Genomic DNA, 25,517 nt, shown 5'->3' on the forward strand with positions numbered 1-25,517 from the left:
GGGGTGTGATGCGCCCCGATCAAGAGCAATCAGACTGGGAAAATGACAAGGCCGCCATGCATTTTTTGCATGGCTCTCTGAATGTCAGATTTTGCCCAGTTCTTTCATGTGCTTGCGATGTGCAATAATCTCATTCTGGACGAAGTCCCGGAATGCGGAAATCCGCCGGGAATGGCGCAATTCTTCCGGGTAGGCGAGATAGACCGGCACGTCGCTGGTGTCCTCTTCCTGCAGGACTGGCACAAGATCAGGGAAGTCCTCGGTCACGTAATCCGGCAACACCCCGATGCCCAGATCATGGATCACGCCCTGTAGCACACCAAAGTAGTTGTTCACTGTCAGCAGGGAGGACGGGTTATGGGTCATCAGTTTCTGCACCAGAACGGCAGCCGAGCCGACCTGAGCGGAGCGAGGGTTCTGGCAGATCAGCCGGTGATCGACAATATCCTCCGCCTGTTCCGGTGCGCCGTTGCGTTCGACGTAGGCGCGTGAGGCATATAGTTTCATCTGCACGGTCATCAGACGCTTGCGGATCAGATCCGCCTGGCTGGGTTCCTTCATACGGATGGCCACATCCGCCTCGCGCATGGGCAGGTCCAGCACGCGCTCTTCCAGCATCAGATCAATCTTCAGGTCCGGGTATTGCTCATAAAGCTTGGTCAGGCGCGGCGCCAGCCACAGGGTACCAAAGCCAAAGGTGGTGGTGACGCGCAGCTCTCCGAACACTTCTTCTTCGCTGTCGCGGATGCGGGCGGAGGCGGCCTCCAGCCGTTTTGACATCGATTTGGTGGCGTCAAACAACAGCTCGCCCTGTTCGGTCAGAATCAACCCCCGCGCGTGGCGGTGAAACAGTGTCGAACTCAGGCTCTCTTCCAATGCGCGAATCTGTCGGCTGACCGCCGATTGCGACAAGTTCAGCTTGTCGCCTGCGTGGGTCAGACTGCCTGCGTCCGCCACCGCGTGAAATATTCTAAGCTTATCCCAATCCATACCCGTCACTTTCGATGCCTCTGTTGCAGCCTATATGAAATGTATCGAAACTTTCAATTTGATAGGGCGGTCAGAAACATATTCCGGCAAAAAACAGTATACAGGTCAGTATTTATGACCTAATATGATGCCAAGAAGTGCAAGCTAATCGAGGTTGGGGAGGCCCAGGATGAGCACGCAGAAAATTTCTCTGAACGACAAATTTGATCTGACAAAATCTCAAGTAATGCTGAACGGCACGCAGGCGCTGGTGCGTCTGATGCTGATGCAGAAACATCGCGATAAGGCTGCAGGCCTTAACACCGCTGGTCTGGTCACGGGCTATCGCGGTTCGCCCCTTGGCGCGGTTGATATGCAGATGAAGCGGGCGGAAAAACATCTGACTGCCAGCGATGTTACCTTTCAGTTTGGTCTGAACGAAGACCTCGCCGTGACTGCCCTGTGGGGCGCGCAGCAGGCCGAGGTGCGCGGCGAGGGCAAATACGACGGTGTCTTTGGGCTCTGGTACGGCAAGGGGCCGGGGGTGGACCGCTCAGGCGATGCGATCCGTCACGCCAATATGGCCGGCTCGTCCAAACACGGCGGCGTTTTGGTTGCGATGGGGGATGATCACACCGGCGAAAGCTCCACCGTGCTGCACCAGTCGGAATGGTCGCTGATGGATTGTTACCTGCCCATTGTCAGCCCGGCTGGCGTGCAGGAAATCCTGGATTACGGTGCTTATGGTCTGGCACTGAGCCGGTTTTCCGGTCTGTGGGTCGGGCTGAAAACGATGAAAGACACGATTGAGGTCACATCCGTCGTCGATGGTGACCCCGACCGGATGAAGTTGGTCACGCCGGAGTTCGACATGCCTGCCGACGGGCTGAACATTCGTCTGGATGATGACCGGTTCCGCCAGGAAAACCGCATCATCGACTACAAGCGCTTTGCAGCGGAGGCGTTCAGCCACGCCAACAAGATGGACAAGCGCATGTGGGGCAAACCCGGTGCCAAGATCGGTTTTGTTGCGGCGGGCAAGAACTGGCTGGATCTGGTCCATGCCATGTCGCTGCTGAATATCGACGAGACCATGGCCGAACGTTTGGGCATCACCACCTATAAGGTCGGCCAGACCTGGCCGCTGGATATGAAGGGCTTCAACGACTGGGCCGAAGGGCTGGATCTGATCGTGGTGGTCGAAGAAAAGCGAAAGCTGATCGAGATCCAGATCAAGGAAGCTATTTTTGACGACCGTCAGGGCCGCCGCGTCTACGGCTGGTACAAGGGCGGCGCGGGTGCGATGCACCGCGAAGAGCTGTTCCCGACCAAATACGCGCTAGACCCGATCATGATCGCCGAAAAACTTGGTCAGATCCTGATCGAAGAGGGGCGCGAAACGGAGGCGATCCGCGCCGGGCTGACCGCGCTGGATGATGCCAAACGCGCCGACAACGCCGAAGAGATCGCCGCCCGTCTGCCGTATTTCTGTTCGGGCTGCCCGCATAACTCCTCGACCAAGCTGCCCGACGGCAGCCGCGCCTATGCGGGCATCGGCTGTCACTTTATGGTGCAGTGGATGGATCGCGAAACCACCGGGTTCACCCATATGGGCGGCGAAGGCGTGAACTGGGTCGGTGAGGCGCCGTTTTCCAACCGCAAACACGTGTTCCAGAACCTCGGCGATGGCACTTACAACCATTCCGGCGTGCAGGCGATCCGGGCGGCGCTGGCCGAAGGGACGAATATCACCTTCAAGATCCTCTATAATGACGCCGTCGCCATGACCGGCGGACAAGAGGCCGAAGGTGGTCTGACCGCGCATCAGATCGCGCATGAGCTGACCGCGATGGGCATGAAGACCATCGCTGTGGTTTATGACGAGAAAGAAGACGTTGACGCGAAGCTGTTCCCGGCTGGCATGCGGATGCATGAGCGGGCCGAGCTGATGGCGGTGCAAAAGGAAATGGAAACGGTCGAAGGCGTCTCTGCCATCATCTATATCCAGACCTGCGCCGCCGAAAAACGCCGCCGCCGCAAGAAGGGCCTGTTCCCGGATCCCGACCAGCGTGTGTTCATCAACTCAGATGTCTGCGAAGGCTGCGGTGATTGCGGCGTGCAATCGAACTGCGTCTCCATCGTGCCGAAGGAAACGGAGCTGGGCCGTAAACGCGCCATTGATCAATCGTCCTGCAACAAGGATTTCAGCTGTGTCAAAGGCTTCTGCCCGTCCTTCCTGACCATCGAAGGTGCCAAGATCCGCAAGGAGCCGACCGCCGCACTGGACCTGCCGGACCTGCCCAAGCCAGAGCTGCCGAGCATCAACGGCACTCATAATGTGGTGATCACAGGTGTTGGCGGTACCGGCGTTGTCACCATCGGCGCGGTGCTTGCACAGGCCGCGCAGATTGATGGCAAGGGTGCCGGCATGATGGAAATGGCCGGTCTCGCCCAAAAGGGCGGCGCCGTGCATATCCACTGCCGGATCGCCAACAAGCCCGAGGACATCAGTGCCATCCGTGTCGCCACTGGCGAAGCGCATGCGCTGATTGGCGGCGATCTGGTGGTCTCGGCCGGGGCGAAAACCATCGGGTTGATGAAAACCGGCAAGACCGGTGCGGTGGTGAACAGCCATGAAATCATCACTGGTGATTTCACCCGCGATACGAATTTCCAACTGCCTACTGACCGCCTTCAGGTCGCACTGGAGGCCCGGCTGCGGGATCGTCTGGATCTGTTTGATGCCTCCGATCTGGCGCGGGCCAGCATGGGCGACTCGATCTTTTCCAACATGATGATCTTTGGCGCAGCCTGGCAGCGTGGTTTGTTGCCGATCAGCCTGGAGGCCATTCAGGAGGCGATCACGCTCAATGGGGCTGCTGTTGAACGCAATTTACGCGCCTTTGATATCGGTCGCTGGGCGGTGCTATATCCGCAGGAGGTGCAGAAACTGATCGCGCCCAATGTGGTGGAGCTGCCGAAATCGCTTGAGGAGCAGATTGCCTTCCGCAGTGCGCAGCTGGTGGACTACCAAGGCCCGCGTCTGGCCAAACGCTATGGCAAGATGCTGGACGGCATTTCTGACAAGGCACTGAAGGAAGCGGTGGCCAAGGGCTATCACAAGCTGCTGGCCTATAAGGATGAATACGAGGTCGCGCGCCTGTTGCTGTCCAGCCGGGAGAAGGCCGAGGCAGAGTTCGAGGGTGATCTGAAGATCTCTTATAATCTCGCCCCACCAATGCTGACCGGTAAGGATCCTGACGGGCGGCCAAAGAAGCGGAAATTCGGCCCCGGTCTGGAGCGCGGATTGCGTCTGTTGGCTAAGTTCAAAGGCCTGCGCGGCACGCCGTTGGATGTGTTCGGCTATACCGCCGAGCGCAAGATGGAGCGGGCGTTGATCAGCCAATACGAGGCCGACATGAAGGCATGGCTGCCCAAGGCATCGCCTGAGATCATGGCGCCGCTGATTGCGCTGGCGGAATTGCCATTGGAGATCCGGGGGTTTGGTCCGGTGAAACAGGCCAATGAGGCAAAGGCCGCCAAACGCCGCGAGGAGCTGCTGGCCGCATTGCGTCATGGCGGCACCGAATTGAAGACCGCTGCAGAGTAATCGACTGCATTGTCCTGGGGCGCAGTTGATTACACACCAAAGAACGCTCCGGTTTACCGGGGCGTTTTTCTGCTTGGTCCATCGCGTAGGACCCAAAAGACACAGGATGGCGGGTGGGCTGTCGTGTGCCTGTTACCTCGGTTGTGCAAACTAGGATACCGGCTCTATAGCCGGAGGAGGCAGCGAGGCTGCCCCTACGTCAGACCGCGACTGAGATCACGAGGCCCATCCCATGTTTCCCACCCGCAGCACGCCCGGTAACATGAACAGTTCTCCTAGGGAAAACGGATCACGACGTGAGGCGATGCGCAGCGCGCGTGATCTCTCTTATGCGCATTCCGCCCAGACCCGGCCCGGACGCGCAATGATCCGGGTGATGGAGAACGCAACCGGGCGTTTGCAGCTGATCAAACGCGCCGAAGGGTATGAGGCAGATGTCGCCGCCGGGCAAAGCTTCTGGAGCGTGATGCGCGACCGCTATGGTCTTCAGCTGGAGGTGGTGGGCGGCGCGCTTGCCAATATCCCCCAAGATCAGCCTGTGGTGGTGATCGCCAATCACCCTTACGGCATTCTCGACGGGTTGATGCTAGGGCATATCCTGTCAGAGGCGCGCGGTGATTTCCGTATTCTGGCCCATCAGGTGTTTCGCAAGGCTGATGATCTTTCCCGCGTCATCCTGCCGATTGATTTTGCCGAAACCAAAGCGGCGCTGAAAACTAATCTTGAGACGCGCAAGACCGCATTGGAGTATCTGGGGCAGGGCGGTGCAATCGGTATCTTTCCGGGGGGCACCGTGTCGACCGCCGCGCGGCCTTTTCTGCGGCCAAGGATGCCGCCGATGGACCCGATGTGGCGCGGCTTTACAGCGCGGATGATTGCCAAATCCCGTGCGGTTGTGGTGCCGATCTACTTTGACGGGCATACCTCCCGGCTGTTCCAGATGGCCAGTCATTTGCACCCGACGTTGCGTATGGGCCTGTTAATCAAGGAGTTTCGCAAACGCGTTGATACGCCGGTGCGCGTCTCCATCGGTGCGCCGATCCTGCGCGATGTGCTGGACCCGCTGGCAGGTGACGCAAAAGCAATGATGGATTTCCTGCGCAAAGCCACGTATGAGCTGTCTCCGACGCCACTCAAATCCTATGACTACGGGTATGAGTTCGAGGAGAAACACCGCGCCTGAGCGCACAGCGAGAGAGACAGATGGCTGTAGGTATCTTTGATTCCGGCCTTGGCGGGCTGACCGTGCTGAATGCCGTGCAAGAGCGGCTCCCGGATGTGGACTTCCTCTACTACGGAGACAACGCGCATGCACCCTATGGTGTACGCGATGCCGAAGATATTTATCAACTGACCAAGGCGGCGGTTGAGGACATGTGGTCCAAGGGCTGCAATCTTGTGGTCCTGGCCTGCAATACCGCTTCTGCTGCCGCACTGCGCCGCATGCAAGAGGACGGTCTGCCCGAGGGTAAGCGGGTGCTGGGCGTCTTTGTGCCGCTGATTGAGGCGCTGACCGAACGCCAATGGGGCGACAATTCCCCGCCGCGCGAGGTGGCTGTCAAACATGTGGCCCTGTTCGCGACACCCGCCACGGTGTCCAGCCGGGCGTTCCAACGCGAACTGGCGTTCCGCGCCATTGGTGTAGACGTCGAGGCGCAGGCCTGTGGGGGTGTTGTGGATGCCATCGAAGACGGGGACATGATCCTCGCCGAGGCGCTGGTGCGCAGCCATGTGGATGCGTTGAAACGCAAGATGCCGGAGCCGCAGGCCGCGATCCTTGGCTGTACCCATTATCCGCTGATGGAAGAGATCTTTCAGGCCGCACTGGGCGCTGATGTGCAGGTGTTTAGTCAGGGCAGATTGGTCGCCGATAGTCTGGCCGATTACCTTGAGCGTCACCCGCAGATGATGGGGCAGGGGCAGGGTGGGTTCTACACCACCGGCGTACCGGCCCGTGTCAGCGACCGCGCCACGCAGTTCTTGCGACGAGAGATGATCTTTCAGGCGGCCTGACCGATATTGGTGCAGCAGCTTCACGCGTGAAGTTTGATCTGCGACAATTCCTCCAGTGCCGTTATCAGCTATTGCTGCCGCGTCCCTGATGCGGTGTCTCGGTTCTACCCCAGTCACGAAAGAGGTCCCTGATGACCCATAAAGTAGCTATTCTTGGCGCCTCCGGTTACACCGGCGCTGAACTGGTGCGGTTGATTTCCCAGCACCCCACGATTGAGATCGCGGCACTGTCCGCAGAACGTAAGGCCGGTATGACCATGGCCCAGGTGTTCCCGCACCTGCGCCATCTGGAGCTGCCGGTGCTGTGCAAGATTGGTGAGATTGATTTCACCGGTATCGACCTGTGTTTCTGTGCCCTGCCGCATAAGACCAGCCAGGAGGTCATCGCGGCGTTGCCGCAGGATCTGAAGATCGTCGATCTGTCTGCGGACTTCCGGCTGCGTGATCCGGATGAGTATGAAAAATGGTATGGCAACCCACATGCGGCCCTCGCCCAGCAGAAAGAGGCGGTCTATGGCCTTAGCGAGTTTTACCGCGAGGAAATCAAATCCGCGCGTCTGGTGGCGGGCACTGGCTGCAACGCCGCCACGGGCCAGTTTGCCCTGCGTCCGCTGATCGCATCCGGGGTGATTGATCTTGATGAGATTATTCTGGATCTTAAATGCGCGGTCTCCGGCGCGGGTCGCAGTCTCAAGGAAAACCTGCTGCACGCGGAGCTGAGCGAGGGCTATCACGGCTATGCCGTTGGCGGCACCCATCGGCATCTGGGGGAATTCGATCAGGAATTCAGCAAGATTGCCGGTCGCCCGGTCAAGGTACAGTTTACCCCGCATCTGGTGCCTGCCAATCGCGGGATTCTTGCCACCGTCTATGTGAAAGGCGATGCGCAAACGATCCATCAGACCCTTGCGACGGCCTATGCGGATGAGCCGTTCATCGAGCTGCTGCCGTTTGGCGAGGCGCCCTCAACCCGGCATATCCGCGGCTCGAACTTCTGCCACATTGGGGTAGCGGCGGACCGGATCGAAGGCCGTACCATCGTCATCGCTGCATTGGATAACCTGACAAAAGGTAGCAGCGGTCAGGCCTTGCAGAATGCCAACCTGATGTTAGGTGAGGAGGAGACAACCGGGCTGATGATGGCGCCGCTGTTCCCCTAACGACCCAAAGGTCTGGCGCAACATGCGCCGGACCCACACCTAAAGAGGCCGCGATGAAGTCACTGAAAAAACAGCGCCGCATCCAGATCATCGCACTCACCACTGTGGCATTGGTGGTGGCCACGGCGCTGATCGGCTATGCCATGCGGGACGGCATCAATTTCTTCCGCTCGCCCAGCCAGGTGATGGAACAGCCGCCAGAGGCCAGTGAGGTGTTTCGTATCGGCGGTCTGGTGGAGGAAGGCAGCATCATGCGCGGACAGGGGGAAACCGTCCGCTTTGTTGTGACAGATGGCGGGGCGTCGGTCCCGGTGGCTTACACTGGGGTTCTGCCCGATCTCTTTTCTGAAAACCAGGGTATGGTCGGGACCGGTCGATACATTAACGGCACCTTTGAAGCCTCTGAAATTCTTGCCAAACATGATGAAACATACATGCCGAAAGAGGTTATGGACGCGCTGAAAGAGCAGGGCGTTTATCAGGAACCCGATACCTAAATTTCGCCCCTGTTACAGGGCGCACCCTGAGGGGTGTTGCGCCCTCAGCGTGCGCTCAGGTCCGGGTGCGCTCATTCTTTGTTGTCATGCTGATGTCCCGAACCAACCAAAGGGACAGACACATGCAAGACATCAAAGCCATTGCTCACGAAATCGTCGCCCGCGAAGGTGGCTATGTTGATGACCCGGATGATCCGGGCGGGGCGACGAACCACGGGGTGACGCTTGGCACCTTGCAACGGTTTGATATGGACCTGACTGGTGACGGGCGCATCGACAGGGCAGATGTGGCAGCGGTCAGCGTGGACCAAGCGGCTGAGCTTTATATCCGGCACTACTTCAATACCCCCCGGATCGCCGCATTGCCAGAGGTCCTGCACCCGTCGGTCTTCGATATGTATGTCAACGCCGGCGCCAATGCGGTGCGGATCCTGCAACGGCTGTTGGTGCAGATGGGATATCAGGTTGCTGTAGATGGTCGGATCGGTCCGCAAACGGCGGGCGCGGCCCGTAAGGCGGCCAAGATCGGGCGGGTTGCGCTGCGCGATGCCTATGGCGTGGCCCGGCGCAACTATTACTTCCGCATCGCAGATCGCCGTCGCGCCAGCCGCAAATACGCCCGCACCCGCAAAGGCGGCAAGGGGGGCTGGATCCTGCGGGCCGAGAGCTTCGTCTCGCCGCAGTACCATCTGAGTGAGGCTGAGTTTCAGGCGCGGGTGGCGGCATGGGGTTGATCGCAGATGTGCTGCGCGGGCTGTTCGGGCGGGAGCGCAATGTGGTTGCCGAGACGCTGGAGGTATTTCGCGAAAACGCGGAAGCCGGCGCGATACGGGATCACACCAGCCGGGCGGACGCGTTGGCGCAGTTTACAGCAGAATTCGCCCGTAGTCAGACAGGGCTCGGCCCCGTCAGCCGGTTTGATCGCTGGATGGATGGGGTGAACCGCCTGCCACGGCCCTTGCTGGCGCTGTCAACGCTGGCGCTTCTGGGCTCGGCGATGGTGGACCCCTTGTGGTTTGCCGCCCGGATGCAGGGGTTGGCATTGGTGCCAGAGCCGTTGTGGTGGTTGCTGGGGGTCATTGTCTCGTTTTACTTTGGCGCGCGCCAGCAGTTGAAAAGTCAGGGGTTCCAACGCGAGATTGCCGCCAGCCTGGCCCAGGCCCCCGCTGTGGCGGCGAATGTCTCCCGGATCAATGATTTGCGCGCGGCTGGACCTGATGCGCCTGTGATAGCCGCCCCTTCCGAAGGAGATAATGTTCAGGATGTAACCATCGATAACAACATGGAAAATCCAGCACTGGAAGAATGGCTGGAACTATCCAAGGCGGGCAAGTGAACGGCTTGCACCGGCCGCTTTCAGGCGCGCGTGGGCGGGGACACTGCGGCGTGAAGACGCGCCGATTGCGATTGGCGGCCTTGTCGGATCGGCCTATAGATAGGCTATGATTACAGAACTCGGTCACTTCGCCCTCATCCTCGCATTTGTGATTGCCATCGTGCAGATGGTGGTGCCGCTGGTCGGCGCCCATTTCCGCTGGCCCGGCTGGATGTCAGTTGCGGAACCTGCGGCACAGGCGCAGTTCTTCTTTACCGGCTTCGCCTTCATGGCGTTGATGTGGGCGTTCATCACCTCCGACTTCTCGCTGCGGCTGGTCGCGCTCAACAGTCATTCTGCCAAGCCGATGCTTTACAAAATCTCAGGCACGTGGGGCAATCACGAAGGCTCGATGCTGCTCTGGGTGCTGATTGTCAGCCTGTTCGGGGCGGTTGCATCGGTGTTTGGCAACGGCTTGCCGCCGACGCTAAAGGCACGGGTGCTGGCAGTGCAGGCCTCTATCGGGGTCGCGTTCTTTGCCTTCATCCTGTTTACCTCCAACCCGTTTCTGCGCCTTGCGGTGCCGCCGTTTGACGGGCAGGGGCTGAACCCACTGTTGCAGGATCCGGGCCTCGCGTTTCATCCGCCATTTCTCTACCTCGGCTATGTCGGCCTCAGCATGGCGTTTTCCTTTGCCGTTGCTGCGCTGATTGAGGGCCGTGTGGATGCTGCCTGGGGGCGCTGGGTGCGGCCCTGGACGCTGGCGGCCTGGATCTTCCTCACCATTGGTATCGCGCTGGGGTCGTGGTGGGCCTATTACGAGCTAGGCTGGGGCGGGTTCTGGTTCTGGGATCCGGTTGAAAACGCCTCCTTCATGCCGTGGTTGCTGGCGGCGGCACTGCTGCATTCCGCCATCGTCGTGGAAAAACGCGAAGCGTTGAAAAGCTGGACCATCCTGCTGGCGATCCTTGCCTTTGGCTTCTCCCTGATCGGCACATTTATCGTGCGCTCCGGGCTGTTGACCTCGGTTCATGCCTTTGCCAGTGACCCGGAACGCGGGGTGTTTATCCTGTATATTCTGGCGTTTTTCACCGGTGGCGCGCTGCTGTTGTTTGCGCTGCGCGCACAGGCGATGCAGGCCAAGGGTGTCTTTGGTCTGGTGAGCCGCGAAACCGCGCTGGTGGCTAATAACATCCTCTTGGCGGTGAGCTGCTTCGTCGTCTTCTTTGGCACGCTGTGGCCGGTGGTGGCTGAAATGGCCTTTGACCGCAAGCTGAGTGTGGGGCCGCCGTTCTTCAACGCGGCCTTCACTCCCTTCATGGTGGTGCTGGGTGCGATCCTGCCGGTGGGCGCGATGCTGCCGTGGAAACGCGGCCTACTGGGACGCACGGCCTGGCGGCTGCGCTTTGTCTTTGCCTTGGCTGTTGCTCTTGGCGTGCTGGCCTGGGCGATGCAGACCGGCCGGTCTGGGCTGGGGCCGATTGGGCTGTTTATTGGCGTCTGGGTGGTTGTCGGGGCTTTTGCCGACCTCTGGCTGCGGGGCAGCGCGACCGGGCGCTGGCAGCGTCTGCTGCGCCTGCCGCGCGCCGACTGGGGCAAGGCGCTGGCCCACGCGGGGCTGGGGGTCACGATCTTTGCCATTGCCGGGCTGACCGCCTGGCAGGACGAAGACATTCGTGTCGCCGAGGTCAACCGCCCCTTCAACGTCGGCGCCTATACGCTGGAATTGCAGAATGTGCGCCGGGTTCAGGGACCCAACTACCTCAGCACGATGGCGGATATTGAGGTGACCCGGGCCGGGCGTTTCGTAGCGCTGTTGAACCCGGAAAAGCGGGACTACCCGGTTTCGCGCATGCCCACCACCGAGGCGGCGATCGATTACCGGTTCCTGCGGGATCTCTATGTGGTGATCGGCGACCAGCAGGCCAATGGCGGCTGGACGGTGCGGACCTACATCAAACCGCTGGCCAATTGGATCTGGGGCGGTTGTCTGTTGATGGCGCTAGGAGGGTTGCTGAGCCTGACGGATCGGCGGTTCCGTGTTGCAGCTGGGGCACGTCGCACCCCGCATGAAGGAGTGCCTGCGGAATGAGACGTCTGTTTCTTGCCCGGCTGTTGCTGTCGTTGACGCTGCTGGCTCCGATGGTTGTCGTCGGGACCCCGGCGCTGGCGGTTGAACCTGACGAAATTCTTGACGATCCGGTTCTGGAAGGCCGCGCGCGCGATCTGTCCAAAGATCTGCGCTGTCTGGTGTGCCGCAATGAGAATATCGACGAAAGCAACGCCGACCTGGCCCGTGATCTGCGCCTTCTTGTGCGCGAGCGTCTGGTTGCCGGTGACAGCAATGATGAGGCGATGGATTTCATCGTGGAGCGCTATGGCGAATATGTGCTGCTCAGCCCTCGGGCAAGTGGTGCCAACTGGCTGCTTTACGCGGCTGGCCCGCTGATGCTGGTTCTGGCGCTGATACTGGCCGGGGGCTATATCCGCACCCGCAGCCGCACCCCGAGCGCGGAGGATCCCGGTGCCGAGGGGCTCAGCGCGCAGGAGCGGGCGCAATTGGATCGCATCCTGAAAGACTGACCGCACAGATGTCAGCATATTCCGATGTAGCGGGCCTCGGATCAGGTGGGCTACAACCCCTCCGGCATACAGCGACAGGGGCGCACCGTCTGGGTGGTTTTGCAGCCCGGGGTTACGCGGCGTTTGCCTTTTCCTGCGGGCTTGCATAGGCAAGTCTGCGAAAAACCTTTAACCACGAGGCCCTTTGATGGATTACCAGGAAATTCTGTTCTCGCTGGAAGACGGCTTGGCCGTTGTGACGCTGAACCGCCCCGCCAAGATGAACGCATTGACCGGTCTGACGCGGGCGGAAATCACCCATGCGATGCAGCGCGCCGGCAAAGAGGCCCGTGCCGTGGTTCTGACGGGGTCCGGCGTGTCATTCTGCTCAGGTCAGGATCTGTCCGATGCGGCAAGCCAGGGCAAGCTGGATCTGGAGCGCACGCTGCGGGATGAATACACCCCGATGCTGGAGGCGATCTACAACTGCCCGGTACCGACCATTGCCGCCGTAAACGGCCCGGCTGCGGGCGCGGGCGCCAATCTGGCGCTGGCCGCAGATGTGGTGATTGCAACGGAGAGCGCCTATTTCATGCAGGCCTTTGCCCGTATTGGCCTGATGCCGGACGCCGGGGGGACCTGGTTCATGCCGCGTCAGATGGGCATGGCAAAGGCGATGGGGGCCGCGCTGTTTGCAGACAAGATTTCCGCCAAACAGGCGAGCGACTGGGGCATGATCTGGGAGGCCATTCCCGACGCCGAGTTCGACGCCCATTGGCGCGCACGCGCGGCCTATCTGGCGTCCGGTCCGACCCGTGCCTTTGGCGCGATCAAGACGGCCATCCGCGATGGCTATGGCAACAGCCTGCCGGAGCAGCTGTCCGAAGAGGCACATCTGCAAGGCCAGTGCGGCAAAACCCGCGATTTCATGGAAGGGGTCACAGCCTTCATGGAAAAACGCCCGGCGAAGTTTGAGGGCCGCTGAGCCGCCGCGATCTGCGTCTGACTATTGAACAGTGCAAATATAAAAACCCGCCCCTCCGCTATGCGGTCGGGCGGGTTTCTTTTTGCGGCATTCATGCGGGCTATACCGGGGCGGGCCAGATCAATTGATCCCACCCCCAGCGGAGTTATCTATCAGCCGCTGCGGGCAACCAGAGCGACATGCTCTGCCAGGTTAAAGGTGGTACCGGCGTTGATCAGGCGTACCACTTCCTCGCCATTGGCGACCAAGAAGGCATCGGTGCCGCCATCATCGTTAGCGCGGGTGACCACGTCCAGATCCGGCTCGTCTTCGTTTTCGTCGTAGTAGTAGACCACCCGGTCATCATCCGCCGTGAAATCGGTGACGGTCGCCTGTTCATCATCGGTCAGCCAGGCTCCGGTTTCGAAGCTGTCGTTGCCGCTGCCACCGGTCACCGTATCGTTGAGACCAAAGAGCACGGAGTCGTCCCCAGCACCGGCGTTGATGGTATCGCCTGCAGCGTCCTGATCGGCCGTGTAGTCAAAGTTCAGCAGGGCGTTGACCTCGGCTGCGGAGGTCGGCGTCTCACGGCCCTGAACGATGTCTTCATAGGCGCCTTCGTCCAGAATGCCTGCGGCGATGATCAGGTCATTGCCCTGACCGCCGACCAGATGATCTGCGCCGCGGGTGTCGATCAGGGTGTCATCCCCAGCGTTACCGCGCATGAAGTCATCGCCATTGCCGCCGACCATCGTATCGTCGCCGTCTCCGCCAAAGACGTTGTCATCTGCCGAGCCACCGTCCAGCCGGTCGTCGCCTGCGCCGCCTTCGATCGTATCGGGACCGCCGCGTGCGTCGATATTGTCGTCACCAGCGCCGCCAAGCAGGTTTTCACTGCCGGTTGTGCCAAACAGCAGGTCGGCGCCGTCGGTGCCCTCGACAACGGTTTCGGTGTTGTCTTCGTTACCGCTTTCGTTGGCGCCGGAGTCTGTGCTGTCGGAATCGTCGGAATCATTGATGATCACGCCAGCCAGCAGGCCAACCCCAAGCAATGTCATGAGCATAAGCACGGTGCGTCTCCCGTTAAGGTTTAATTAGCAATTGACGACATGCCTATGCAGGAGGTCGAATTTCGTCAATCGAAACCCGCTCTAATTGAGTAAAATGCGATGAAAGGGGTTAACCAGGTTTCCGGATTGGAAACATCAGCTGGCTATCCTTTTGATTGTCGCACTCACCGAAAGACGTAGGTCTGCAATCGAAAGGTGTATTTCTCGATTTGGGGACGGCAGGTCCGTCGTGCCTTCATCGTGTCGGCTGAGACCATGAAAAAACCCTGCCTCCGGGAAGGCAGGGTTTACAGTTTTCCGTCACCGATGATGCGGCGAAGTAGCCTGTGATCAGCGGCTTTCGATATCGATGTAGTCGCGGGCAGTTTCGCCGAGGTAGAGCTGACGCGGGCGACCGATTTTGTTCTGTGGATCCGCGATCATTTCTTTCCACTGCGAGATCCAGCCGACGGTGCGCGACAGCGCAAAGATCGGTGTGAACATCGAAGTCGGGAAGCCCATCGCCTCAAGGATGATGCCGGAATAGAAATCCACGTTCGGGAACAGTTTCTTCTCGATGAAATACTCATCGTTGAGCGCAGTGCGCTCCAGTTCCTTGGCGACCTGCAGGAGGGGGTTGTTTTCAACACCCAAGAGTTCCAGCACTTCGTCGGCGGATTGTTTCAGCACCTTGGCGCGGGGATCGGTGTTCTTGTAGACCCGGTGGCCAAAGCCCATCAGGCGGAACGGATCGTTCTTGTCCTTGGCGCGCTCGATGAACTCAGGGATACGGTCAACCGAGCCGATTTCCTTCAGCATCTCCAGGCAGGCCTGGTTGGCGCCGCCGTGGGCCGGACCCCAGAGGCAGGCGATGCCGGCCGCGATACAGGCAAACGGGTTGGCACCGGAAGAGGACGCCAGACGCACGGTCGAGGTCGAGGCGTTTTGCTCATGATCGGCATGCAGGATGAAGATGCGGTCCATCGCACGGGCGAGGATCGGATCGACATGGTATTCTTCTGCCGGAACAGAGAAGCACATGTGCAGGAAGTTTGCCGCGTAATCGAGATCGTTGCGCGGATACACGAAGGGCTGGCCGATCGAATACTTATAAGCCATCGCAGCAATGGTGGGCAGTTTTGCGATCAAACGGATCGCGGCCACTTCGCGCTGCCAGGGGTCATTGATGTCGGTGGAATCGTGGTAGAAGGCCGACATTGCACCAACAACACCCACCAGGGTTGCCATCGGATGCGCGTCGCGGCGGAAGCCACGGAAGAAGTTGTGCATCTGTTCATGCACCATGGTGTGACGGGTCACACGGGTCTCGAAATCCTCCAGCTGGGCTGCGGTCGGCAGCTCACCATAGAGCAGCAGGTAGCAGACTTCGAGGTGGTGCGATTTGGATGCCAGCTGGTCAATCGGGTAGCCGCGGTGCAGCAGTTCGCCCTTGCCACCATCGATATAGGTGATGGTGCTGTCGCAGCTCGCGGTGGAGGTGAAGCCGGGATCATAGGTAAACACACCGGCCTGGCCGTAGAGCTTGCGGATATCCAGAACATCGGGCCCGGTCGTCGGCGAGAAAATGGGAAGCTCGTAAGTTTCGCCATTCAGGCTGAGCTGGGCGGTCTTCTTTGTATCGGTCATAGATGTCCCTTCCTGATACAGGCACGAAAGCGGGGGAGGCCCCCGCCTTGTGCAGGCAGCACCTGCACGGCAATCGCGCAGGTGAGGTCATAGCGGTACCGACTTACCCAGCAGTTAACGACAGGGTTAGCCAGCAACGTCGGAGAGTCGGGCCAGTGTTTCGTCCCGGCCCAGAATCAGCATCATGTCGAAAACTGAAGGGGTTACCGCACGACCAGCCAGCGCCGCCCGCAAGGGGCCCGCCAGTTTGCCGAACTTGGTATCCTGTGCTTCTGCGAATGCGTTCAGAAGCGCCTCCAGATCGTCTCGGGACCAGCTAGCATTTTGCAGCTGCGGCGTCAATTCACTCAGTATACCGTCGGATACAGATGCAAGGGCTTTTGCGGCCTTCTGATCTGGCTCAATCGGTCGTGAAACCAGAATAAAATGAGCTTTTTCAAGCAGCTCAGGGAATGTCTTGGCGCGATCCTTGAGGCAATACATCGCACGTTCAAGATCGTTTGACTGAACGTCATTTAACTGTGGCTTGCCAGCCGCAGCCAAATAGGCCTGCAGCTCATTCCGCAGCGCAGCATCATCGCTGATGGCGATATGCTGGCCGCAGAGGTTTTCCAGCTTCTTGGTGTCAAACCGTGCGGGGCTTTTGCCGATGCCGTCGAGATCAAACCAGTCACGCGCCTGCGCATCGGTGAAAAACTCATCATCGCCATGGCTCCAGCCCAGACGGGCCAGGTAGTTGCGCATCCCGGCAGCAGGATAGCCCATCGCCTGATACTCCTGCGCGCCCAAGGCGCCATGGCGTTTCGAGAGTTTCTTGCCGTCCGCTCCGTGGATCAGCGGGATGTGGGCCCAGACCGGCACATCCCAGCCCATCGCCTCATAGATCATCATCTGACGCGCAGCGTTGTTGAGGTGATCATCACCCCGAATGACATGGGTGACGCCCATATCGTGATCATCCACGACAACTGCCAGCATATAGACAGGCGTCCCGTCTGAGCGCAGCAGGACCATATCATCGAGCTGCGCGTTCTTGATCGTGACATCGCCCTGAACCTCATCGCGGATCACGGTGGTGCCGTCCTGCGGGGCCTTGATGCGGATCACATAAGGTGCATCGGGATGGCTGCTGTCATCGGCATCGCGCCAGGGGGAGCGGTAGAGGGTCGATTTCCCCTCGGCCTTTGCCTGATCACGGAAGGTCGCGATTTCTTCCTGTGTGGCAAAGCACTTGTAGGCCTTGCCAGCCTCAAGCAGTTCACGGGCAACGGCTGCGTGACGTTCGGCGCCTTCGAACTGGCTGACCACCTCACCATCGTGATCCAGGCCGAGCCAGGCCATGCCCTGCAGGATCGCGGCCGTCGCCTCCGGGTTGGAGCGCTCGCGGTCGGTGTCTTCGATCCGCAACAGGAATTTGCCGCCACGGCCACGGGCATAGAGCCAGTTGAACAGTGCGGTGCGCGCACCACCGATATGCAGATAGCCGGTGGGCGAGGGGGCGAAACGGGTGACGACCGGTTTGGACATGGGGGTGATTTACCTTTTGGAAACCATGGAAGGGCTAGTTTTGTCGCCTGTCTACCGAGCCAGAAGGCAAGGAGCAAGCATGCGCGCCCTGGGCGTCCTTGATGGTCTGTTGCAATCCCAGCGCGGGGATCTCTTTCCCTGGGTGCCGGTCTTGTTCGGAATTGGCATCGGGCTGTTTTTCTCACTTAAGTTTGAGCCGGAACCGGCGCATTATCTTTGGGGCGCTGGGATTGCCTGCGTCGCGCTGGCACTGGTGTGGCGCGGCGACCGGCAGGATACAGTGGTCTTTCTGGGCTGGACGGTGCTGCTGATTGCCCTCGGGTTTGCAGCCGCCGGGATGCGCGCACATGCGGTTGGCGCGCCGGTGCTTCAGCACCGCAGCTATGGCGCGGTGGAAGGGCGGGTGATTGCCATCGACCGCTCTGCCCGTGACCGGCTGCGGATCACGCTGGATCAGCTCTTTCTTGACCGCATTGCGCCTGATCAGAGCCCGGCGCGGGTGCGGCTGTCGCTGCCGGAGGGGGCACGGATTCCGCGCATTGGCGACCGGGTGATGACCACGGCCCATCTGATGCCACCGCAGGGTCCAGTTGAACCTCATGGGTTTGATTTCCGGCGACATGCCTGGTTTCAACAGCTCGGCGCGGTGGGGTACACCCGTGTGCCCGTACTGATCATCAACCGCAGCCCGCGTGATCTGCCGGTTGAGCAATTGCGCCAGCGGCTCTCCACCGGTATCCGTTCGCAAATGCCGGTGGCGACGGGCGGCTTTGCGTCGGCCATTACCACGGGGGATCGTTCTGCGATCCCCCAGGTGGCGCTGGAGGCTTTGCGTGCCAGTAACCTCGCGCATTTGCTGGCAATTTCCGGGCTGCATATGGGGCTTCTGGCAGGCGTTGTCTTTGGCGGGTTGCGGCTGTTATTGGCGCTTGCGCCGGCCGTGGCGCAGCGTGTCGACACCAAGAAACTGGCGGCGGTTGGAGCTTTGCTTGCAGCCAGCGCTTATCTGGTGCTGTCCGGGATGCAGGTTGCCAGCACACGCGCGTATATCATGGTGGCGATGATGCTGGGGGCAGTGCTGCTGGATCGGCGGGCGTTGTCCCTGCGCGCGGTGGCTTTGGCTGCCATCGTGATCCTGGTCTTGCGCCCGGAAAGCCTGCTCAGCCCGGGTTTTCAGATGAGTTTTGCCGCCACCACCGCCTTGATCGTGGTTTTTGGCGGCCTGCGAGACCGGCTGACCCCAACCGGCCCGCGCTGGCTGCGGATGGCGGCGGGTGTTGTGCTGTCCTCGCTGATAGCGGGAGTAGCGACCGCGCCGTTTGGGGCGGCGCATTTCAATATGATCTCGCATTACGGATTGCTGGCCAATGTCCTGGCTGTGCCTGTAATGGGCGCGCTGGTGGTGCCAGCTGCGGTTCTGTCGCTTTGTCTGGCACCTGTGGGGGCGTCATGGGTTGGTCTTGCACTGATGGATCTGGGGATCGGCTGGATCCTGTTTGTTGCCAATTGGGTCGCCGCTCTCGATGGGGCACAAGGGGCGGTGCCGATGCCGCCTGCGCTGGTCTTGCCGCTGGTGGCTTTAGGGGGGCTGCTGCTTGGCCTTTGGCGGGGGCGGTTGCGACTTCTTGGTGTGCCGGTGCTATTGGGGGCCGCGCTGATATGGCATGGCAGCCCGCGCCCCGACGTACTGGTCGCGCCAAATGGCGGCATCGTCGGGGTCCTGAGGGCGGAGGGACGGGCATTGTCGCGTGCCAAGGGCCATGGGTATGCGGCGGAGCGTTGGGCGGAGAATGACGGGAGTTTACGGACGCAGGCAGAGGGCGCGCAGCTATGGCCGCTGGTTGCAGGTCCGGAGGCGCCCGGTAAATCGGTTACGGCATATCTGGCTGCGACGGATCAGAGGCTGATCCATGTGATCGGCAAGGCAGCGGCCGAGGCACTGACCGTATGTGCAGCCGATGAGGTAGTCATCAGCGCCAAGTCAGTGGCGCCGGTCGGGGACTGCCTGGTGTTTGATGCAGACGCGCTGCATCGTCTGGGGAGCGTGCAGATGGATGCGGCGGGGCGCTGGACTTCGGTGCGGGATGTGGTTGGGGCGCGGCTGTGGAGCCACGGTCCGGTGCGGTCACGATTGGAACAATGGCAATAGTCCAACGACGATCAAGGCCAGCGATGATCGGAGGGAGCCCCATCTTCGCTTTGGCTCATCCAACCTTAAGGTGCTGATGCGCTATCTGCATGGAGGTTACGTCGGGCTGCGTCTGGCCGATGTATGATCGCGCAGCACCGAGTTGGCACAGCGATACTGTCCGAACATCATCAAGAGCTAAGCCGAAACACAGGCTGCGTATCGGTCGATTTTTGTCGCTTTGCCCGTATTGTCTTGCCCGTGCCAGATTGTCCCTATCGAAGCGCATGGGCTGATCCATGCGCTTGTCCTTGGATATTTTCGCCCGCGACGCTGGTCAGTAGGTGCGGATGAGGCCGACGAGGCGGCCCTGTACCTTTACCTGATCCTGCGGGTAGCGGCGGGTTTCATAGGCAGGGTTGGCGGCCTCCAGCGCGATGGTGCTGCCCTTACGATAGATGCGTTTCAGTGTGGCTTCCTGCCCCTCGACCAGGGCAACCACCACGTCGCCGTTGTCTGCCACAGCTGTTTCCCGGATCACGACGATATCGCCGTCGTTGATCCCGGCCTCAATCATGGAGTCTCCGCGCACCTCCAATGCGAAATGTTGCCCCTGGGCGGAGAGCATGGAGGCGGGCACTGCGACCTGATGGGATACCTGATTGATGGCCTCAATCGGGACACCGGCAGCGATGCGTCCCATGACCGGCAGTTCCATCGCGGCGATCATGGCGGGCGCCGACACCTGATTGGCGGGGCCCGGGGCAGCAGGTGCCGCCTCAGCCGCTTGCGCGGTGTTTCCGAGGCTGTCCGGCAGGCGAATAATCTCAATCGCGCGGGCCCTGTGGGCAAGACGGCGAATGAATCCCCGCTCCTCCAGCGCGGTGATCAGCCGGTGGATGCCGGATTTTGAGCGCAAATCCAGAGCCACCTTCATCTCGTCGAAGCTGGGGGGGACACCATCCTGCTGCAGGCGTGTGTTGATGAAATCCAGCAAATCCAATTGCTTCTTCGTCAGCATGACATCCCTCTCAACCGCTCAATGTTTCTCTTTGTTCTACGCATGTTCTCGTTTTGTGTCAACGGTGCCTGGCGTAAAACCTTTCATATTCAGCGGAATTGACGGTGAATTGTTGGCAAAGTGAAAGCGGAGTATGGTGTCAGATAACAATGTAGGAGAGTGGCTCACCCTTACTCCGAGAGGGATCATGCGGGGGTCGGATGGCGAGAGCATTGGCCTCTGACAAAAGTGTCAGCCGCGCGCTGTCTTGATCGTCGAAGACATGCAGATCGCCACCGCTCAACCTGGCGCGCATATAGTGCGTCCGCGGTCCGTTTGCAGGCAGCTCATGAGCCAAATTCGCCGTCGCTGGCTGGTGATCCATAGCGGGCAACCCCTGCATCACACGCAGCATGGGCAACAGGAAGACATGCCCGCAAACCATTGCCGAAACAGGGTTTCCCGGCAATCCGACCATCGCGGAACGGCCCAGGGTTCCGGCCATCAGCGGTTTCCCCGGGCGCATGGCCACCTTGTAGAAGGCGCGGGACATCCCGAGCCCTTCGGTCACTCCGGCAACCAGATCGTGATCCCCAACCGAGGCACCGCCAATGGTGACGATCAGGTCAGCGTTCTGCGCCAGGTCCAGTGCCATGCGCAGGCTGCTTTCGGTGTCGCGGGCAATGGGCAGAATCCGGGACTCGGCGCCTGCAGCGGCCAGCATTGCGTCCAGCCCGAAGGTATTGGATGCGATGATCTGATCCGGGCCGGGGCTTTCGCCGGGCATAACCAGCTCATCCCCGGTGGAGATCAGCGCCACCGTTGGTTTCCGGCGCACGGGTACCTCGGCGATATTCATCGCCGCAAGCAGGGCAATGTCTGCCGGCGTCAGGACACGCGGCGCATCAACGGTGGTGCCAATCTGGAAATCACCGCCTTTTGCGCGAATATTATGGCCGGGTCCGGGATGATCTGTGATAGTCAGCAGAGATCCGGTAACGCTGGTATCTTCCTGAATAACAACGAAATCAGCGCCATCAGGCACTGGCGCTCCGGTGAAGATCCGCACCGCCTGACCGGGTCCGACACGCCCCTGAAAGCCATGGCCGGCAGCGCTTTCTCCGATAACTTTGAACATTGCATCCCGCTCTACCTCTGCCGCTTTCATTGCGTAGCCGTCCATGGCGGAGGCGGCAAAGGGGGGCTGGTCGCGGTTGGCAGACACCGGCTCCGCAAGCACGCGACCGGCAGCGGCGCGCAGGGGAACAGTCTCCACTTCAAGCGGTGCCACCAGATCAAGCAGCGTGTTCAATGCGTCGGAAACTGAGATCATTTAGGCCTCGTATCGTCCTGATTTTCCGCCATCTTTCAATGTTACACGGATGCCACCGATTTCCATCGCCTTGTCGACGGCCTTGGCCATGTCATAGACCGTAAGCGCGGCAGTGGAGACAGCGGTCAGCGCCTCCATTTCGACCCCGGTCTGGCCGGTGGTTTTCACGGTGGCCGCGACGCGCACGCCGGGCAGGTCGGGGTCAAGGGTCAGATCCACGGCGACCTTAGTCACGGGGAGCGGATGGCAGAGTGGGATCAGATCCGGTGTCTTCTTGGTGCCCATGATCCCTGCGAGCCGTGCCACCGACAGGACATCGCCCTTCTTTGCGCGACCTTCTGCAATGATATCAAAGGTTTCGCGCGCCATGGTGATGTGGCCTTCGGCGGTGGCGATCCGCGAGGTCACTGCCTTGTCCGAGACATCGACCATATGGGCGTCGCCGCTGCTGTTGAAGTGGGTAAGTGGCATCACATTGCCCCCGGCATCAGCGGGTTAGCAAGAATATCACGGGTCGCGGCGGCGACGTCATCCTGGCGCATCAGGCTTTCACCGATGAGGAAACTACGCGCGCCATAGCGGGCCATGTCGGAGAGATCCTGTGGTGTGGAAAGCGCGCTTTCGCAGACGATGGTCCGGTCGGCAGGAACCAGACGGGACAGGGTGCGGGTGGTGTCCAATGTGGTCTCAAAGGTCTTGAGATTGCGATTGTTGATGCCAAGAAGGGGCGATTTCAGCTTGCAGGCGCGATGCAGCTCTTCCTCGTCATGGACCTCCAGCAGCACGTCCATATTCCAATCAGCGGCGGCGGCTTCCAGCTCAGCCGCCTGTGTGTCGGAAACGGAGGCAAGAATGATCAGGATGCAATCGGCACCAAGCGCGCGCGCCTCGGCGACCTGATAGGGATCATACATGAAATCCTTGCGCAGGGCCGGGAGGGCACAGGCCTCGCATGCCTCCGTCAGAAAGGATTTCGCGCCCTGAAAACTGGGGGTATCGGTCAGCACGGAAAGGCAGGTTGCACCACCGGCCTCATAGGCCCGGGCGAGGTCTGCGGGGTGAAAATCTTCCCGGATCAACCCTTTGGAAGGGCTGGCTTTCTTGATTTCGGCAATCAGTCCGTAGCCATCGCGGCTGGCCTGCATCAGCGCCTTGGCAAAGCCACGCACCGGGCTGGCATCACGGGCTTCGGCCTCAACCGCTTCGAGGGGTTTGGCTGCCTTGTCGGCGGCGATCTCTTCCAGCTTGTAGGCCTTGATCTTGTCCAGCACTGTTTCAGTCATCTTGACGCCTCCCGTCACGCGTTCCAGTCAATTGTTGGCTGACCCTGCTCAGCAAGCCAGCGGTTCACCGTCGAAAAGGGGCGCGAGCCAAAAAAGCCGCGACGCGCAGACAGTGGTGAGGGGTGCGCGGTCCTCAGGATAAGGTGATCACCCGGTTGGATATATTTTTCAAGCCCTTGGGCCTGTTTCCCCCAGAGAATATAGGCCGTCGGGCGCTGACTGGTCAGGCTGAGGACCTCATGCGCCAGCTGCTGCCAGCCAAGGTTTTTGTGGCCGTTGGCATCACCTGCGGGAACTGACAACACGGTGTTGAGCAGCAGAACCCCCTGACGCGCCCAGCCGCGCAGGTCGCCTGTTTTGCGTTCGACACCAAGATCATCGTGCAACTCTTTGAAGATATTGTTCAAAGAGCGCGGCAGCGGGCGCACATCAGGCGCCACTGAAAACGCCAGGCCATGGGCATGACCCGGTGTTGGATAGGGGTCCTGACCCAGAATAACCACGCGGGTTGCCTCTGATGGGGTCAGAGAGAGTGCAGCAAGGCGCTGATCCGCTGGCGGAAGAATGTCGCGCGGATCCTCGGCCACGGCCTCAGCAATGGCCGGGTAGCGTTCTGCGAAAAACGGCAGCTTGGACCAGCCGCCAAGATCCGACAGGTCCGGGGTCATGTGGCGGCGGCAGCCGTGGTGATGCGGGCGAGCGCTTCGATCTTCTCGCGTGCCGCACCGCTATCGATGCTCGCGCGGGCCATCTCTGCGCCGGTTTTCAAATCGCTTGCAGCCCCTGCCACCACCAGCGCCGCGGCAGAATTCAACAGCACAGCATCGCGGTAGGCTGATGCCTCGCCCGACAACAGTGCCGCAAAGGCCTTTGCGTTTTCTTCCGGGGTGCCGCCGACGATCGCCTCAAACGGATGCACGGGCAAGCCTGCGTCTTCGGGGTGGATTTCCATCTCAGTGACACTGCCACCTGGGTTCAGCGCGGCGACCCAGCTGACGCCGGTGATGGTCAGCTCATCCGTGCCGTCAGAGCCATGGACCAGCCAGGCCTGCTCTGACCCCAGCTGGCCAAGGGTTTCAGCCATCGGCCGGATCAAATCACGGCTAAACGCGCCGGTGAGTTGTCGTTTGACGCCGGCAGGGTTGGTGAGCGGGCCGAGGATGTTGAAGATCGTGCGCGTGCCGAGTTCCTGCCGGGTGGGCATCACATGGGCAATGGCGGGGTGGTGCATCGGCGCCATCATGAAGCAGATACCTGCCTCGCGCAGGGCCTGTTCGGCCACTTTCGGACCGACCATGACATTGATCCCCATCTGACCCAAGGCATCGGCTGCGCCGGATTTCGACGACAGGTTGCGGTTGCCGTGTTTTGCAACAACGGTTCCGGCCCCGGCCACGACAAAGGCGGTTGCGGTGGAGATGTTCAGCGTGCCCTTGCCGTCACCGCCGGTGCCGACAATGTCCATCGCGCCCGCAGGCGCTACAACGGGGTTGCATTTGGCGCGCATCACGGCCGCCGCCGCCGCGTATTCATCTACGGTTTCGCCGCGGGTACGCAGCGCCATAAGTAGGCCACCCATCTGGCTCGGCGTGGCGTTGCCTTCAAACAGCTGGGTGAAGGCGGCCTCTGCTTCCTCCCGGCTAAGGGCGCGCTCCGCAGCGGCATCGATCAGCGGCTTCATTGCATTGCTCATGCGGGCACCTTCATCACGTTGAGGAAGTTCTTCAGCAGCGCGTGGCCGTGTTCGGAGGCGATGGATTCCGGGTGAAACTGCACGCCGTGGATCGGAAGCGTCTTGTGCTGAAGACCCATAATGGTGCCGTCTTCCAGCTCGGCAGTGATCTGAAGACTGTCAGGCAGGCTGTCGCGGTCCACAATCAATGAGTGATAGCGTGTCGCCTCAAACGGTGAGGGCAACCCGGCGAAAAGACCTGTGTCGGTGTGATGCATGGTGCCCATCTTCCCGTGGACGATATCCTTGCAGCGCACAACATTGCCGCCAAAGGCCTGACCGATGGTCTGATGACCGAGGCAGACACCAAGCAGCGGGGTCTGGGTCTCAGCCGCAGCCTCGGTCAGGGCGAGGCAAATACCGGCCTGATCCGGATCGCAGGGACCGGGCGACAACAGAATGCCGGCCGGGTTCATTGCCATGGCCTCCTGCACATTCAGCGCGTCATTGCGGTGGACCTGAACGTCAGCGCCCAGTTCCCCCAGATAATGCACGAGGTTGTAGGTAAAGGAGTCGTAGTTGTCGATCAGCAGCAGCATAGTCGCGGGCTCGTTTAAGGGCTGGCGGGCCGGGGCCGCGCCGCAGTATAGTGGTCGCAACATACATGTTCAGGGTTGCGCGGCAGCGTCAAGAGCACATCACCAACAGCAGGCGGGCCAAGCGTGCGCGACAGCTTTGGTGTGGCCTGGCCAACAGAATGCGACCGGTTCCAGAAGGCAACGAGAGGC

The 25,517-nt window shown here is 60.5% G+C and carries 22 protein-coding genes; 11 read left to right on the plus strand and 11 right to left on the minus strand.

Annotated elements, in window-relative coordinates; all coding sequences use genetic code 11:
- Window positions 1–84 precede the first annotated feature (84 nt).
- Complete coding sequence (locus tag INHI_RS0107255) at window positions 85–990, minus strand: LysR family transcriptional regulator (protein WP_027247229.1); 906 nt, start codon at window positions 988–990, stop codon at window positions 85–87.
- Between the two features lie 169 nt (window positions 991–1,159).
- Here INHI_RS0107255 and INHI_RS0107260 point away from each other — a divergent pair, with 169 nt between their 5' ends.
- The 10 genes from INHI_RS0107260 to INHI_RS0107305 all read left to right on the plus strand — a co-directional run bounded on the left by INHI_RS0107260 (window position 1,160) and on the right by INHI_RS0107305 (window position 13,111).
- Window positions 1,160–4,579 (plus strand): indolepyruvate ferredoxin oxidoreductase family protein, encoded by a 3,420-nt coding sequence (locus tag INHI_RS0107260; protein WP_027247230.1) that lies wholly within the window; start codon window positions 1,160–1,162, stop codon window positions 4,577–4,579.
- Between the two features lie 262 nt (window positions 4,580–4,841).
- Window positions 4,842–5,762: a lysophospholipid acyltransferase family protein gene (locus tag INHI_RS0107265; RefSeq protein WP_051001644.1), complete on the plus strand. Its 921-nt coding sequence runs from the start codon at window positions 4,842–4,844 to the stop codon at window positions 5,760–5,762.
- Between the two features lie 20 nt (window positions 5,763–5,782).
- Window positions 5,783–6,592 (plus strand): glutamate racemase, encoded by an 810-nt coding sequence (locus INHI_RS0107270; protein ID WP_014874806.1) that lies wholly within the window; start codon window positions 5,783–5,785, stop codon window positions 6,590–6,592.
- Window positions 6,593–6,723: 131 nt separating this feature from the next.
- A complete protein-coding gene (gene argC / locus INHI_RS0107275) occupies window positions 6,724–7,752 on the plus strand; it encodes an N-acetyl-gamma-glutamyl-phosphate reductase (RefSeq protein ID WP_027247232.1) in 1,029 nt (342 codons plus the stop codon).
- A gap of 53 nt (window positions 7,753–7,805) precedes the next feature.
- The gene (gene ccmE / locus INHI_RS0107280) at window positions 7,806–8,249 is read left to right on the plus strand and encodes a cytochrome c maturation protein CcmE (RefSeq protein WP_014874804.1); all 444 of its coding nucleotides are present in this window, start codon (window positions 7,806–7,808) and stop codon (window positions 8,247–8,249) included.
- Window positions 8,250–8,371: 122 nt separating this feature from the next.
- Window positions 8,372–8,983, plus strand: coding sequence for a holin-associated N-acetylmuramidase (locus INHI_RS0107285; protein WP_027247233.1), 612 nt, complete (start codon window positions 8,372–8,374; stop codon window positions 8,981–8,983).
- Window positions 8,974–9,585: a holin family protein gene (locus tag INHI_RS0107290; protein WP_027247234.1), complete on the plus strand. Its 612-nt coding sequence runs from the start codon at window positions 8,974–8,976 to the stop codon at window positions 9,583–9,585. The genes INHI_RS0107285 and INHI_RS0107290 overlap by 10 nt, the downstream gene beginning before the upstream one ends.
- 106 nt (window positions 9,586–9,691) lie before the next feature.
- Window positions 9,692–11,656 carry a heme lyase CcmF/NrfE family subunit gene (locus INHI_RS0107295; protein WP_027247235.1) on the plus strand — a complete coding sequence of 655 codons (1,965 nt, stop codon included), beginning with the start codon at window positions 9,692–9,694 and terminating at the stop codon, window positions 11,654–11,656.
- Entirely contained in the window at window positions 11,653–12,147 is a 495-nt protein-coding gene (locus tag INHI_RS0107300; protein WP_027247236.1) for a cytochrome c-type biogenesis protein, read from the plus strand. Before INHI_RS0107295 ends, INHI_RS0107300 begins: the two co-directional genes overlap by 4 nt.
- A gap of 187 nt (window positions 12,148–12,334) precedes the next feature.
- A complete protein-coding gene (locus INHI_RS0107305) occupies window positions 12,335–13,111 on the plus strand; it encodes an enoyl-CoA hydratase-related protein (RefSeq protein WP_014880102.1) in 777 nt (258 codons plus the stop codon).
- A gap of 152 nt (window positions 13,112–13,263) precedes the next feature.
- Here INHI_RS0107305 and INHI_RS0107310 read toward each other — a convergent pair whose 3' ends face one another.
- The 3 genes from INHI_RS0107310 to gltX all read right to left on the minus strand — a co-directional run bounded on the left by INHI_RS0107310 (window position 13,264) and on the right by gltX (window position 17,313).
- Window positions 13,264–14,154 carry a calcium-binding protein gene (locus INHI_RS0107310; RefSeq protein WP_254656906.1) on the minus strand — a complete coding sequence of 297 codons (891 nt, stop codon included), beginning with the start codon at window positions 14,152–14,154 and terminating at the stop codon, window positions 13,264–13,266.
- A 336-nt stretch (window positions 14,155–14,490) separates the two neighbouring features.
- Window positions 14,491–15,786, minus strand: coding sequence for a citrate synthase (gene gltA, locus INHI_RS0107315; RefSeq protein ID WP_014874797.1), 1,296 nt, complete (start codon window positions 15,784–15,786; stop codon window positions 14,491–14,493).
- 126 nt (window positions 15,787–15,912) lie between these two features.
- Window positions 15,913–17,313, minus strand: coding sequence for a glutamate--tRNA ligase (gene gltX / locus INHI_RS0107320; protein ID WP_027247238.1), 1,401 nt, complete (start codon window positions 17,311–17,313; stop codon window positions 15,913–15,915).
- Window positions 17,314–17,392: 79 nt separating this feature from the next.
- On the opposite strand from gltX, the gene INHI_RS0107325 reads away from it, so the two are divergent.
- Window positions 17,393–19,462 carry a ComEC/Rec2 family competence protein gene (locus INHI_RS0107325; RefSeq protein WP_027247239.1) on the plus strand — a complete coding sequence of 690 codons (2,070 nt, stop codon included), beginning with the start codon at window positions 17,393–17,395 and terminating at the stop codon, window positions 19,460–19,462.
- A gap of 316 nt (window positions 19,463–19,778) precedes the next feature.
- Here the strand turns inward: INHI_RS0107325 and lexA are convergent, their stop codons facing one another.
- From lexA to INHI_RS0107360, 7 genes are all read right to left on the minus strand, one after another.
- Complete coding sequence (gene lexA, locus INHI_RS0107330; RefSeq protein WP_027247240.1) at window positions 19,779–20,462, minus strand: transcriptional repressor LexA; 684 nt, start codon at window positions 20,460–20,462, stop codon at window positions 19,779–19,781.
- 139 nt (window positions 20,463–20,601) lie between these two features.
- Entirely contained in the window at window positions 20,602–21,774 is a 1,173-nt protein-coding gene (locus INHI_RS0107335) for a molybdopterin molybdotransferase MoeA (RefSeq protein ID WP_027247241.1), read from the minus strand.
- A complete protein-coding gene (gene moaC, locus INHI_RS0107340; protein WP_027247242.1) occupies window positions 21,775–22,245 on the minus strand; it encodes a cyclic pyranopterin monophosphate synthase MoaC in 471 nt (156 codons plus the stop codon).
- The gene (trpC, locus tag INHI_RS0107345; RefSeq protein ID WP_027247243.1) at window positions 22,245–23,057 is read right to left on the minus strand and encodes an indole-3-glycerol phosphate synthase TrpC; all 813 of its coding nucleotides are present in this window, start codon (window positions 23,055–23,057) and stop codon (window positions 22,245–22,247) included. The genes moaC and trpC overlap by 1 nt, the downstream gene beginning before the upstream one ends.
- 14 nt (window positions 23,058–23,071) lie before the next feature.
- Window positions 23,072–23,725 carry a uracil-DNA glycosylase gene (locus INHI_RS0107350; RefSeq protein WP_027247244.1) on the minus strand — a complete coding sequence of 218 codons (654 nt, stop codon included), beginning with the start codon at window positions 23,723–23,725 and terminating at the stop codon, window positions 23,072–23,074.
- Window positions 23,722–24,750, minus strand: coding sequence for an anthranilate phosphoribosyltransferase (trpD, locus tag INHI_RS0107355; RefSeq protein WP_027247245.1), 1,029 nt, complete (start codon window positions 24,748–24,750; stop codon window positions 23,722–23,724). Before trpD ends, INHI_RS0107350 begins: the two co-directional genes overlap by 4 nt.
- The gene (locus tag INHI_RS0107360; RefSeq protein ID WP_027247246.1) at window positions 24,747–25,328 is read right to left on the minus strand and encodes an anthranilate synthase component II; all 582 of its coding nucleotides are present in this window, start codon (window positions 25,326–25,328) and stop codon (window positions 24,747–24,749) included. The genes trpD and INHI_RS0107360 overlap by 4 nt, the downstream gene beginning before the upstream one ends.
- Window positions 25,329–25,517: the final 189 nt, after the last annotated feature.

Origin of the sequence: Phaeobacter inhibens DSM 16374 (genome assembly GCF_000473105.1) — a bacterium.
GTDB classification, from domain to species: Bacteria; Pseudomonadota; Alphaproteobacteria; order Rhodobacterales; family Rhodobacteraceae; genus Phaeobacter; species Phaeobacter inhibens.

Excerpts from the sequence above, each read along its gene's own strand:
- gltA (WP_014874797.1), bottom strand. The coding sequence starts at position 15,786 with ATGACCGATACAAAGAAGACCGCCCAGCTCAGCCTGAATGGCGAAACT.
- INHI_RS0107300 (WP_027247236.1), top strand. The coding sequence starts at position 11,653 with ATGAGACGTCTGTTTCTTGCCCGGCTGTTGCTGTCGTTGACGCTGCTG.
- gltX (WP_027247238.1), bottom strand. The coding sequence starts at position 17,313 with ATGTCCAAACCGGTCGTCACCCGTTTCGCCCCCTCGCCCACCGGCTAT.
- INHI_RS0107295 (WP_027247235.1), top strand. The coding sequence starts at position 9,692 with ATGATTACAGAACTCGGTCACTTCGCCCTCATCCTCGCATTTGTGATT.
- INHI_RS0107270 (WP_014874806.1), top strand. The coding sequence starts at position 5,783 with ATGGCTGTAGGTATCTTTGATTCCGGCCTTGGCGGGCTGACCGTGCTG.
- INHI_RS0107350 (WP_027247244.1), bottom strand. The coding sequence starts at position 23,725 with ATGACCCCGGACCTGTCGGATCTTGGCGGCTGGTCCAAGCTGCCGTTT.
- INHI_RS0107360 (WP_027247246.1), bottom strand. The coding sequence starts at position 25,328 with ATGCTGCTGCTGATCGACAACTACGACTCCTTTACCTACAACCTCGTG.
- ccmE (WP_014874804.1), top strand. The coding sequence starts at position 7,806 with ATGAAGTCACTGAAAAAACAGCGCCGCATCCAGATCATCGCACTCACC.
- INHI_RS0107305 (WP_014880102.1), top strand. The coding sequence starts at position 12,335 with ATGGATTACCAGGAAATTCTGTTCTCGCTGGAAGACGGCTTGGCCGTT.
- INHI_RS0107285 (WP_027247233.1), top strand. The coding sequence starts at position 8,372 with ATGCAAGACATCAAAGCCATTGCTCACGAAATCGTCGCCCGCGAAGGT.
- argC (WP_027247232.1), top strand. The coding sequence starts at position 6,724 with ATGACCCATAAAGTAGCTATTCTTGGCGCCTCCGGTTACACCGGCGCT.
- INHI_RS0107335 (WP_027247241.1), bottom strand. The coding sequence starts at position 21,774 with ATGATCTCAGTTTCCGACGCATTGAACACGCTGCTTGATCTGGTGGCA.
- INHI_RS0107325 (WP_027247239.1), top strand. The coding sequence starts at position 17,393 with ATGCGCGCCCTGGGCGTCCTTGATGGTCTGTTGCAATCCCAGCGCGGG.
- lexA (WP_027247240.1), bottom strand. The coding sequence starts at position 20,462 with ATGCTGACGAAGAAGCAATTGGATTTGCTGGATTTCATCAACACACGC.
- INHI_RS0107260 (WP_027247230.1), top strand. The coding sequence starts at position 1,160 with ATGAGCACGCAGAAAATTTCTCTGAACGACAAATTTGATCTGACAAAA.
- trpD (WP_027247245.1), bottom strand. The coding sequence starts at position 24,750 with ATGAGCAATGCAATGAAGCCGCTGATCGATGCCGCTGCGGAGCGCGCC.
- INHI_RS0107310 (WP_254656906.1), bottom strand. The coding sequence starts at position 14,154 with ATGCTCATGACATTGCTTGGGGTTGGCCTGCTGGCTGGCGTGATCATC.
- trpC (WP_027247243.1), bottom strand. The coding sequence starts at position 23,057 with ATGACTGAAACAGTGCTGGACAAGATCAAGGCCTACAAGCTGGAAGAG.
- INHI_RS0107290 (WP_027247234.1), top strand. The coding sequence starts at position 8,974 with ATGGGGTTGATCGCAGATGTGCTGCGCGGGCTGTTCGGGCGGGAGCGC.
- moaC (WP_027247242.1), bottom strand. The coding sequence starts at position 22,245 with ATGCCACTTACCCACTTCAACAGCAGCGGCGACGCCCATATGGTCGAT.
- INHI_RS0107255 (WP_027247229.1), bottom strand. The coding sequence starts at position 990 with ATGGATTGGGATAAGCTTAGAATATTTCACGCGGTGGCGGACGCAGGC.
- INHI_RS0107265 (WP_051001644.1), top strand. The coding sequence starts at position 4,842 with ATGAACAGTTCTCCTAGGGAAAACGGATCACGACGTGAGGCGATGCGC.